Source organism: Chitinophagales bacterium (genome assembly GCA_020635995.1).
Taxonomy (GTDB): domain Bacteria; phylum Bacteroidota; class Bacteroidia; order Chitinophagales; family UBA8649; genus JAFMKE01.
Map to the genome: position 1 here is coordinate 47,691 of JACJYS010000009.1, position 11,523 is coordinate 59,213.

Sequence of the window (11,523 nt, forward strand, 5' to 3'; positions counted from 1 at the left end):
AAATATGAGAAAAATTTTACTGAGTGTTTTAGTGGTTGGTATTATAGCAGTAGCTACATTTTTTGTTTCAAATCATCTAAAAAATGGTGATGTTGCAAATAAAACTGTAGAGGTAACAAAGAAAAGCAATAAGCAACCAAAAGCCAAAAGAATTAAAGAAGCATTAGAATGGCGTTATGAGAAATTAGTTAATCCTGAAAAAGGTTATTTTGACCCACAAGATTTATACGCAGCGCATAGAAGAGCCGATTACTTAAAAAATGTACATGCTAAAAGTGGAGCATTAAATTTACAATGGAATTTAATAGGTCCTGACAACCAGGGCGGAAGAACAAGAGCCTTAATGTTTGATGCTAACGTTCCTAATAAGCTATGGGCAGGTAGTGTAGGGGGCGGTTTATTTGTTTCAGAAAATGGAGGAAATTCATGGGAGAGAGTAGTAAGTTATAATGGTAATTTCCCTATAGCTTCTATAGCACAAGGTAGTGATGGAGCTATATATGTAGGAACAGGAGAGGGATTAGGGAATCCTTTATCTGGTGGTAGTTCAAGTTTTAATTCTCAATCACCTGGAAATGGTATTTTTAAATCATCAGATGGGGGAGCTACTTGGCAACACTTAACAGCTACTAATGATGCTAATGATAACCAAGTTATTTCTGGTGGTTGTACATGGTGTGGAGTGAATGCCATATCTGTAAGTCCTATAAATAGTCAAGTTGTTTTAGCTGGTTCTGAGAACGGACTGCATATTTCATCAGATGGTGGTGCTACATTTACTGTTGCTTCAAGTCCTTTATCTGGTGGGCAAATACAAGCTATACAAATCACTAGTGATGGGCAGATAGCATTTGCCGTTAGAAATGGTGTACTTTATAGAAGTGTATCAGTAGTGGATAATTTTCAGTCAGGATGGACTATAGCACCTAATGTAGGAACGGGTACGAGAGCAGATATAGCTATTGCTCCTTCTAATGAAAATTATGTTTATGCTATAGTTTCACGATTTTATAGCCCTCAATATTGTATGGAAGGTATTTACCGTTCTACAGACGGAGGTGATAATTGGACTAAAATAGTTCAAAGTGGAGCCCCTTCATTTAAAAATGATCCTTTCAATCAGCCTACTTCTCCCTATGGAACTTGTAGCGGACAAGGTTGGTACGATATGACCATAGCAGTAAACCCTGCGGATGAAAATAAAATATACATAGGAGGAATAACACTTTATACTTGGGGAGAAGGTATTGGCTTTAGAAGAGCGGATATTATAGATACAGAGGGAGGAACTCCTTTTGATAGTGATTATATACATGCTGATAAACATAAAATTATTTTTAACCCTCAAGATCCTACGGGAAATACTATGTTAGTAGGTAGCGATGGCGGTGTTACACTTTGTAATAATGCATTAACAGGTTTTCCAGAAAACTTAAATTATATTCAAAAAAATAAAGGATATGCAACCTTACAAGTTTATGGTATGGGTGCAGGAGCTTATGGAGAAGTATTATCTGGAAATCAAGATAATGGTTCACAATATATAGATGGTTTAGGTAGCTCCGTACAAGCTGCTTCAGAAATATCTGGTGGAGATGGTGTGTATGCAGAAATTTCTAATTTTGATCCGGACGTTATGTTTGCAGGTGTTTATTTTGGGAGCATCAATCGTTCGGTAAATAGAGGTCTGTCAACAAACAGTTTCTTAGATAAGAATATAGATTTAGGAGCTTGTGGTAAAATTTCTTGTTCAAGTGGTCCAACTGCTTGTAATTCAGATTATACTAGATTTATTTATCCATTTTATTTATTAGAAAGCTCAAATGTAGCTAACCCAACCAATAGAGCTACTCTTATAGCAAGAAACGATACTTTATTATTAGCTAATGGTTCTACGCAAATAATTAGAGATACTTTGTATCCTGATAGACAAGTTACAGTTACTACTACAGTTTCTGAAAGTGGTACTACGGTAGATAGAGAGGTTATAACTAAAAGTGTATATGAAATAACCAGTTATATTTCTAGTGAAATAACTTTTGAAAGACCGTTAACTAGTACTGTTTATCCCGGAGATACTTTATTATTCCCAGATCCGTATGATGCAAAGTATTTTGTAACTTCTACTTGTGGTTTGTGGATGTGTACAAATCCTCTTCAAAAAAATCAAGAACCACATTTTTATAAAATATCAAGCTCTTCTTCAAGTATTAATAGTTTTGATGCTACTTCAGATGGAGATAAGTTATACTACGTAGTAGGAAGAAGTTTATATATAGTAGAAGGGTTAAACCAAGTAACAAAGCCGTTAGATTCTCTTGATAAATATATATTTAACAATGTAGATAGTACAGACCTACCTGGTTGTGCTAACTCATCATGTACTTCCGGATTATTAAATGTTAGAGGACCTATAAGTATTCCTATAGCAAATGGTACAGCACTGGAAGGCGTTAGTGTAGATAAAAATGATCCTAATACTGTTTTAGTTACAGCTAATGGTTTTAATAGCTCAGGAAAAGTATATAGAGTAGAAAATGCTTTATCAGGTTCTCCTACTATTACTGCATTACAACAGACAGATGCTACATTGCCTTATATGCCTGTTTATGATTGTGTAATAGATATAGATGATCCTGATAGATATATCTTGGCTACAGAATTAGGTATTTGGACTTCTAATGATGCAGGCTTAACTTGGAATGAAGAAAATAATGGTTTATTTGGTAGAATACCGGTTTATAGATTACGTCAAGAGTGGATGTACGAAGAAAGTTGTCACGTATTATATGCAGGAACTCACGGAGGTGGTATGTTTAGATGTACTACTTTAACAAGTGGTGGATGCGATACTGAACCATATAAGTGGCCAGATGATGAAACGGGTATTGTAAATACGCCTTTAGCATTGACAAATGTTAATATTTATCCTAACCCTGTTATTGCTACTACAACTGTAGAGTTTGATTTAAAGAAAAATGCAGATGTAAACTTAAGAGTATTTGATATGATGGGAAGAGTAGTTTATGCTCAGTCTTATGGCAAACTAAATTCTGGTGTACAAGATAAACAAATTGATTTAAGCAATTTAACTACAGGAGTTTATTCAGTTACCATTAGCGTAGATGGCAAACTACAAGGAAATAAACAAATAGTTAAAAAATAGTTTATTAATAATGCAATTACAAACGCCACCTTATTTTTGGTGGCGTTTGTAATTTATATTTAACCCTAACCTTATAAAATGAAAAAAGTATTAGTAATTTATTATACTCAAAGTGGTCAGCTTAAAGAAATAATAGATAATGTTACTAAACCACTATTAGATAACAGTATTGACCTTACTTTTTTTAAAATTGAAATGGAAAAACCTTTTCCATTTCCGTGGACGAGCAAAAGCTTTTTTAATGCCTTCCCAAAAACTTTTTTGCAGATACCACAAAAAATTAAACCTATTCCCAATGAAATACTAAATCAAGATTATGATTTAATTATTTTGGCTTACCAAGTTTGGTATTTAACACCTTCTATTCCAATAAATTCTCTTCTTAAAAACGAAGAAGCCAAGCAATTATTTAATGGGAAAAAAGTACTAACGCTTTCGGGAAGTAGAAATATGTGGGCAAGAGCTCAAGAAAAAATTCATGCCATTTTATCGGATTATAAAGCAGAAATAGTAGGCAATATAGCTTTAACAGATAGAAATATTAATCATGTTAGCGTTTTAACTATTTTGCATTGGATGTTTACAGGAGAGAAAACTCGCTATCTTGGTTTTTTTCCAAAGCCGGGAGTACAACAAGACGATATAGACACTTCGGTAAAATTTGGAGATATTATACTTCCATATATCCAAAAATCGGACTACCAAAATATGCAGAAAGAACTTACCAAAGCAGGTGCTGTTAATATTAACCATTTCTTAATCTTTACAGATGTTAGAGCCAATAAATTGTTCAGTTTATGGGCTAACTGGATTTATGGAAATCCTAAAAGACCATTTTTACTCCGTTTATTTTCCATATATTTGTGGATTGGAATTTGGGTGTTAATGCCTATCGCTTTTTTGCTTTATGCACTAACATACCCACTATTTTTTTTGAAGAGAAAGAAAGAGTTAAACTACTACCAATCCATATAAGATGAACAAAGTTTACATAGTAAAAAGTAGTAAATTTTTGCCTAATGAGCCTGTTAGTAATGATGAAATGGAAAGTTATTTGGGTAAAATTAATGATACAAATTCAAGAGCCAGAGCTGTTGTTTTGCGTAATAATGGTATTAAAACAAGATACTATGCTTTAGATAAAAATGGAAATCAAACCCATACAAATGCCCAATTAACCGCTGAAGCGATAAAATTGTTATTTGAACAGAATTTTACAGATAAAGATTTGGAGCTACTTTCTTGTGGCACTACAACTCCCGATGTGCTTTTACCTTCTCATGCAGCCATGGTGCATGGTTTATTAAAAAATAGGTCGGTAGAGTTAAACTCTTCAGCAGGGATATGCAATGCCGGTATGAATGCTTTAAAATATGGCTATATGTCTATTATGTGTGGCAATACTACTAATGCCGTTTGCACAGGCTCCGAACGTTTATCTCCGTGGATGCTGTCAAGCAAATTTGAAGGAGAAGTAGCAAGTTTAAAATCCTTAAAAGAAGAACCCATTATTGCCTTTAAAAAAGAATTTTTACGCTGGATGTTGTCAGACGGAGCAGGAGCAGTTTTGTTAAAAAATAAGCCTAATACAGAAGGTGTTTCTTTAGAAATAAAATGGATAGATTATTACTCTTATGCTTTTGAATTAGAAACCTGTATGTATGCCGGTGGCGATAAAATGGAGAATGGAGAAATAAAATCTTGGTTAGATTATGAGCCAAAAGATATGAGAAACAAATCTTTAATGTCTTTTAAGCAAGATATAAAACTTTTAGATGAATATATTTTGAGCAAAGGCATAGAAAGTTTGGAGCAAACTGTGGCTAAACGCAATTTTAAAGTTGATGAAATAGATTATTTTCTGCCTCATGTTTCTTCCAACTTTTTTGTAGAAGGTTTGTACAACTCATTAAAAGATGCCGGATATGAAATTCCTAAAGAAAAATGGTTTATGAATTTGAGCAAAGTGGGCAATGTAGGAGCAGCATCTATTTATTTAATGATAGAAGAATTAATGAATTTGGGGCAACTTAAAAAGGGACAAAAAATAATGCTTTCAGTGCCTGAAAGTGGTCGTTTTTCATATACCATAGCTTTATTAGAAGTAGTGTAATGCCTATAAATCCTAAAGATATAATCATCAGCAAGTTTTTGCCACATAAGCCACCTATGCTTATGGTAGATAGATTATTAGAACTAAGCCACCAGCATGTTAAAACGGAATATCTTATTGCAGAACCCAATTGTTTAATTGAAAACAAAGTTTTAACAGAGTTTGGTTTAATAGAACACGCTGCTCAAACTTGCTCTTCTGTAGTGGGGCAATCATTTTTTATAGACGAAAAAGGCGAAGAAATTAATTATGAAAGGACAGTAATAGGCTTTATTAATTCTATTAAAAATTTAACTTTGTACAGTTTGCCTCAGGTAAATCAAACTTTAGTTTCTACGGCAAACCTTGTTTCTAAGGTAGAAACCGATAGTTTTGTAATTTGCACTATGAAAAGTGAAACATTTTGTAATGAAAAATTGTTGTTAGAAGCAGATTTTAATTTAATAATTACTGAAAGACCATGAAAAATAAGGAAATACCGCAAGATGGGGGTTTTTTAGAAAAAGTGAACATAAAAGAATTGTATTATGCTGTAGATGATGAAGGTAAATATACTACAGGCATCAGTACAGGCTGGAGCGTTAAAACAGAAGCGCTAAACGAATGCCTTGAATTTGGCGAAGATAGAATTGCAGCAGCAAAAGAATTAGTAATTAAGGGCAGCAAAAGTCCTATAGTATATTATATGGAAAAATCAAGAATGGACTGGGCTACTTTAGCCGATTATGTAGGTATAAATTCTGTTATTGTTCGCTTGCATCAATATCCTTTTATTTTTAATAAACTATCACAAAACACATTGGTGAAATACGCAAAAGCTTTTAACATTTCATTGCAAGAATTAAAAAGTATATAATGTCAAAAAAGTTTGAGCATCATCAATCAGCACACTGCGAAAATGGCGTAGCCTCTAATTTATTGGCATTTAATGACTTACATTTAAGCGAACCTATGATTTTTGGTATCGGTTCGGGAATTTTGTTTTTTTATATGCCTTTACTTAGGGTCTATCATGCTCCGGGCTTTAGTTTCAGACCTACACCGGGAGCTATTTTTAATAGAGTGGCTAATAAGTTAGGGATAAAAATTAAGCGTCAAAAATTTAAAAATCCTCAAAAAGCACAAGAAGCTTTAGACCAAAATTTGGCTAAAAATATTCCCACAGGTTTACAAATAGGCGTTTATAATTTAAGTTATTTTCCTGATGAATACCGTTTTCATTTTAATGCACATAATATTGTAGTTTTTGGCAAAGAAGGCGATAGATATTTAATAAGCGACCCCGTAATGTTGCAGACCACCAGTTTATCTGTAGCAGAATTAGAAAAAGTGAGATTTTCAAAAGGAATATTAGCACCTCACGGGCACATGTATTATCCCACCTATGTTCCTAAAAATATAGATTTAGAAAAAGCCATAATAAAAGGTATTAAATTAACTTGCTTTACTATGTTGGCACCTTTGTCTTTTGTGGGAGTAAAAGCAATAAGACGAGTGGCTAAAAATATAGTGATTTGGCATAAAAAGAAAGGAGCAAAAATTACCAATCATTATTTGGCACAACTGGTAAGAATGCAAGAGGAAATAGGTACAGGCGGTGGCGGATTTAGATATGTTTATGCTGCGTTTTTGCAAGAAGCTTCCGACATATTGAAGAATAAAGAGCTTTTTGAAATGTCTAAAGAAATGACGGCAATAGGCGATTTATGGCGAGATTTCGCAGTAGAAATAGCAAGAGTTTATAAAAATAGGTCAAACACCAGCAATGTGTATCAAGTACTTTCCGATAAAATGATGCATATTTATGAGAGAGAAAATGCTTTTTTTAGAAAGCTGAAAAGGGTAATTAAAAAAAATGGATAAGGCAATAATCCAAATTAACAGTTTGTACAAAAAGTATAAAAGTGCAGATGATTTTGCTCTTAAAGATTTTTCATTATTAGTAAATAAAGGAGAAAAATTAGGTTTAATAGGACCAAACGGAGCAGGAAAAACAACACTGCTTTCTATTCTTTTTGGGTTGATAAAAGCTACTTCCGGGAGTTTTTCAATTAATAATTTAAGCTATACAAATCATAAAAAAAGTATAAAATCTATAATTGGAGTAGTGCCACAGGAGTACGCTTTGTATCCCGAACTTACAGCTTATGAAAATTTATTGTTTTTTGGTAGTATGTATGGCTTAAAAGGCAATGAATTGCGAGAAAAAATAAACAAATATTTAAAGTATTTAGAAATAGATTATGCTGCTCATAAATTAATAAACACTTTTTCCGGAGGCATGAAAAGACGAATTAATTTAATAGCCGGAGTGTTGCACAATCCTAAAATATTGTTTTTAGACGAGCCAACAGTAGGTGTGGATGTTCATTCTAAACAGTTGATTATTAAATTCTTAAATGAATTAAACCTAAATGATACAACTATAGTTTATACTTCTCATCATTTATTAGAAGCACAAGAATTTTGTAATAGAATAGCTTTTATCAACCAAGGTCAGCTGTTAGCTGTAGATACACCTAAAAATCTTATAGCTTTAACGGATAATGCCCAAAATATGGAAGATGTTTTTATTTCTTTAAGTACAAAGCAGGTAGCCAATGCATAAGCTTTTAATGAGCATATATAAAGAGTTTTTGCTACTTAAAAGAGATTTTGGTGGGTTAATTATTTTGTTTGTTATGCCATTAATTTTGGTAATAACCATAACCCTAATACAAGACAGTACATTTAAGCAAAAAGAAGATAAAAAGATAAGTGTTTTAATGGTAGATTTAGATAAAAGTACTTTATCTAAAAGAATAATACAAAACATAAAAGAGGATAAAGCATTTGAAATAATAGATACTCTAAATCAAAAAAATATTACTGAAAAAGAGGCTAAAAATTTAGTATATAAGGGAAAATATCCTTTGGCAATAGTAATTCCTAAAGATGTTTCTAATGATTTGCAACGCAAAGTAAATCAGAATGTTATGAGTATAATGAGTAAAATGGGAATGTATGAAAAAAATGAATTAGACACTACAGTAATTATTTCTAAAGAGATAAAAATTTATTTTGATCCGGCTACTAAAAATGCATTAAAAAGTGGTTTGATTAATGCTATTGACATGATGATTTCTAAAATAGAAAAACAAGAAATTTACACATCAATACAAAATGAGTTGGGGGAGAAGGACATACAAAATTTTGGCGAAGATGATTTTATTAGATTTAAAGAAGTTAGTTTTGAAAATGAACTACAAATAGCTCCCAATGCCGTGCAGCACAACGTACCGGCTTGGACACTTTTTGCTATATTTTTTATAGTTATTCCTTTGTCTATTAATATTGTAAAAGAGAAAAAACAAGGCACAAAAGTGCGGTTGTTTACCAGTCCTGTTTCTTATTTTGTTATTATTATGGGCAAAACCATTACATATTTGATAATATGTTTATTGCAGTTTTTTATTATGATATTGGTAGGTAAATATTTTTTCCCTTATATAGGTTTATACGCTTTAAATGTAGAGGGAAAAATGGGATTAATGACTTTAATTGCTCTTTTTGCAGGTTTGGCGGCAGTGGGATATAGTGTGCTGGTAGGTACTATTTTTAGAACGCAAGAGCAATCTGCACCATTTGGGGCAACTTCAGTTATTATTTTGGCGGCTATAGGCGGTATATGGATGCCTATATTTATGATGCCAAAGTTTATGCAGTTTTTTGCACGCCTATCGCCTATGCATTGGGGCATAGAAGCTTTTTATAATGTGCTTTTAAGAAATGGAAATTTAGTTGCTATTTTACCTCAATTATTGTATTTCTTTATCTTTTTTGTAGCCACTGTGGGTACATCTATACTTGTAGATAAATATAAAAGAAGTATGTAAGTTTTCGCTGAACGCTTATACAATGCTCTGCTGGCTTTTTTCAATTTGATCAGTTAGTACGGGGGAAACCTTACTCTTTTGCAAGTTTTGGCTGGTGTGTTGGCTTTAGCGTTGGCTTTTATTTTCATTTATTAATAATTTTAACTCCTCTTTACTCGGTAAAACCGTTTGATATTTACTTGCAAAAATTTGTTCATTGTTTTCAGGTAATGTAAATTCTACTACTGATTCGCTTTTGTCTTTGCACAATACTATTCCGATGGTTTTGTTTTCATCTTCCAATCGGACTTCACGGTCATAGTAGTTTACGGAGTAATGGACAAAAATTAGGCTATTTTTCGGACGTGAAGTTCTAATGGACATTTTTTAGGCTCTATTTTTTATGGTTTTTAGGATTGTCAAATTTAATTTTCCAAATTTGTGTTGTCTATATAAACGGAAGCGAGCTCTGCTGGAGAGCAACTCGTTAGGGATAATGTAGATGCTCGATAAAAATATCGGTACTATGGACTGCTAAAATTAGGAGTCCATAGCTATTTTTGGAGAGCTTTATGCCTTTAAAAACTCATCTATAAATTTAATTTTTCTTTTTTTAGATAATCCATTGTGGTTTCTTAGTTTATTCTTTAAGTCTGCAAAATGACCATCAATAGCATTGGTAGTGTTTGGAATATTAAGTTCTATATAATCGTACCAAGTAAATAACCAAGGTAAATTATTTTTTAAACTTCTATATGCACTTCGTAATTTTTTATGTGTATAAAAGGATTTATTTGTAACGGGGTTAATCGTTCTTTCATTGAGAAAGTCTTCCCATTTATTAAACCATAAATCTAAAGCTCCTGTAAAAGATTCTTTATCTGTTTGCTTCATTAAATTGACAACTTCCATTAGTTCTTTAGATGCTATAAGTTTGGGGTTCTTGGTTAAATATCTTCGTATAATTGCAGATTGATGAAATTGACACATTTGAACAGGAACATCAAATGATTGGATTAAACCTTTTCTTCCATCACAAACAATACCATTAATCTTAAACCCCAAAGATTTTAATTCATTGATTCCCTTGATATATAAAGCATTTGTTTCTGTTCTGACATAGTACTTCAATAAATTCTCTTTTGTTAGACTATCCTTAAACAACATAACGCCAAAGTTCCTTCCCCAATAGGTTGTATCCATAAGAACAACTACTTCTCTTGGAACTTTTGATTTTAATTCAACTAAAATAGAATCCAATCTTCTTTGAATGGTTTTTACTGAACATGTATATCTAATAGCAAGTTGAGAATAGGTTTGTTTTCCATATAAGTATTCATCCCAAAGAATCTTATTGTCAATCCTATTACCTCCTAAAAATTGTTTCCCACAATAAGAGCATTTATACAATTGAACACCTTTAACTTTTCCATTTTTCTTGGTAAATCCTTTACCACAGCTTAAGCACTTTTTTTATTCATAATCTTTGATTGCCCTCAAAGCTAATAATTATAACTGTTACAGCGATTCCTATCCTAAAAAATGTCCATTAAGCCTAGTTTACATACATCTGCATCTCCTGTTTTGTGCACCATAACGACACTCTAAAATTGTACTATTGATTATCAATGAGTTATGATTTTAAAGTTGCAAATTTGGGTGACCCGTCTTAATTTTCAGCTATGTTTGTTCGTAAAAAGAAAAATAAAAGCGGAAGTGTAAGTATTCAAATTTTAATGAAAGAAGGCAGGAAAAACAGATTACTTAAAACCATAGAATGTGTTAAAACGAAACGAGAAGAAGTTATTGGCTAACAGTTAGATAGAACGTATCTCAGGCAAAGGATTCCTCTTTGAAAAATATGACGATATGGTGGTAGACAGCTTTGTAAATAGTATCGCAAACGACCATCTTCAAGTTATTGGAACTGAACTTGTTTTAGGGAAAATATATCAACTTTTCAATTTTCCCAATGGTGGGTGCCCCGATTATTTTAGACATTTTTTTTATGCAGGTTGGTATATTATAGTAGTAAACTTAAGCCGATACTCCTCAAATCAAGACAAATCACTTAATCTAGCAGAAACTCAAAATTTACTTTTGAATATAGAAATCTGATGTGGGTGCCCCATTGCACAAAACAGGAATACTATTCCGATGGTTTTGTTTTCATCTTCCAATCGGACTTCACGGTCATAGTAGTTTACATACATCTGCATCTGTCCGAGGTCTTGATGTTTGATTTCTCCGATTTTTAAGTCTATTAGTACAAAGCATTTCAAAATTCGGTTGTAAAAAAACAAATCAATTCTAAAATGCTTGTCATCAAAGGAAATTCGTTTTTGTAGGGCAACAAATGTAAATCCGTTGCCAAGTCGTGCCACGAATAT

11 protein-coding genes and 1 pseudogene are annotated in these 11,523 nt (G+C 32.5%); 9 read left to right on the forward strand and 3 right to left on the reverse strand.

Annotated features, from left to right (window positions below; genetic code table 11):
• Positions 1 to 4 precede the first annotated feature (4 nt).
• The 8 genes from H6578_11680 to H6578_11715 all read left to right on the forward strand — a co-directional run bounded on the left by H6578_11680 (position 5) and on the right by H6578_11715 (position 9,154).
• Positions 5 to 3,166, forward strand: coding sequence for a T9SS type A sorting domain-containing protein (locus H6578_11680; protein ID MCB9227811.1), 3,162 nt, complete (start codon positions 5 to 7; stop codon positions 3,164 to 3,166).
• Positions 3,167 to 3,244: 78 nt separating this feature from the next.
• The gene (locus H6578_11685; GenBank protein ID MCB9227812.1) at positions 3,245 to 4,141 is read left to right on the forward strand and encodes a dialkylresorcinol condensing enzyme DarA; all 897 of its coding nucleotides are present in this window, start codon (positions 3,245 to 3,247) and stop codon (positions 4,139 to 4,141) included.
• 1 nt (position 4,142) lies between these two features.
• Complete coding sequence (locus H6578_11690; GenBank protein MCB9227813.1) at positions 4,143 to 5,279, forward strand: beta-ketoacyl-ACP synthase III; 1,137 nt, start codon at positions 4,143 to 4,145, stop codon at positions 5,277 to 5,279.
• Positions 5,279 to 5,743: an ABC transporter permease gene (locus H6578_11695; protein ID MCB9227814.1), complete on the forward strand. Its 465-nt coding sequence runs from the start codon at positions 5,279 to 5,281 to the stop codon at positions 5,741 to 5,743. Before H6578_11690 ends, H6578_11695 begins: the two co-directional genes overlap by 1 nt.
• Positions 5,740 to 6,135: a hypothetical protein gene (locus tag H6578_11700; protein ID MCB9227815.1), complete on the forward strand. Its 396-nt coding sequence runs from the start codon at positions 5,740 to 5,742 to the stop codon at positions 6,133 to 6,135. The genes H6578_11695 and H6578_11700 overlap by 4 nt, the downstream gene beginning before the upstream one ends.
• Positions 6,135 to 7,142 carry a BtrH N-terminal domain-containing protein gene (locus tag H6578_11705; protein ID MCB9227816.1) on the forward strand — a complete coding sequence of 336 codons (1,008 nt, stop codon included), beginning with the start codon at positions 6,135 to 6,137 and terminating at the stop codon, positions 7,140 to 7,142. The genes H6578_11700 and H6578_11705 overlap by 1 nt, the downstream gene beginning before the upstream one ends.
• Complete coding sequence (locus H6578_11710) at positions 7,135 to 7,887, forward strand: ABC transporter ATP-binding protein (GenBank protein MCB9227817.1); 753 nt, start codon at positions 7,135 to 7,137, stop codon at positions 7,885 to 7,887. Before H6578_11705 ends, H6578_11710 begins: the two co-directional genes overlap by 8 nt.
• Positions 7,880 to 9,154 carry an ABC transporter permease gene (locus tag H6578_11715; GenBank protein MCB9227818.1) on the forward strand — a complete coding sequence of 425 codons (1,275 nt, stop codon included), beginning with the start codon at positions 7,880 to 7,882 and terminating at the stop codon, positions 9,152 to 9,154. Before H6578_11710 ends, H6578_11715 begins: the two co-directional genes overlap by 8 nt.
• 105 nt (positions 9,155 to 9,259) lie before the next feature.
• On the opposite strand, the gene H6578_11720 is transcribed toward H6578_11715, so the two are convergent.
• Together H6578_11720 and H6578_11725 are read right to left on the reverse strand one after the other, a co-directional pair.
• A complete protein-coding gene (locus H6578_11720; GenBank protein MCB9227819.1) occupies positions 9,260 to 9,517 on the reverse strand; it encodes a DUF1016 family protein in 258 nt (85 codons plus the stop codon).
• Between the two features lie 186 nt (positions 9,518 to 9,703).
• A complete protein-coding gene (locus tag H6578_11725; GenBank protein ID MCB9227820.1) occupies positions 9,704 to 10,495 on the reverse strand; it encodes a hypothetical protein in 792 nt (263 codons plus the stop codon).
• A 507-nt stretch (positions 10,496 to 11,002) separates the two neighbouring features.
• On the opposite strand from H6578_11725, the gene H6578_11730 reads away from it, so the two are divergent.
• Positions 11,003 to 11,251, forward strand: coding sequence for a hypothetical protein (locus H6578_11730; protein MCB9227821.1), 249 nt, complete (start codon positions 11,003 to 11,005; stop codon positions 11,249 to 11,251).
• Positions 11,252 to 11,280: 29 nt separating this feature from the next.
• On the opposite strand, the pseudogene H6578_11735 reads toward H6578_11730, so the two are convergent.
• Positions 11,281 to 11,508, reverse strand: a pseudogene (locus H6578_11735) (DUF1016 family protein).
• Positions 11,509 to 11,523: the final 15 nt, after the last annotated feature.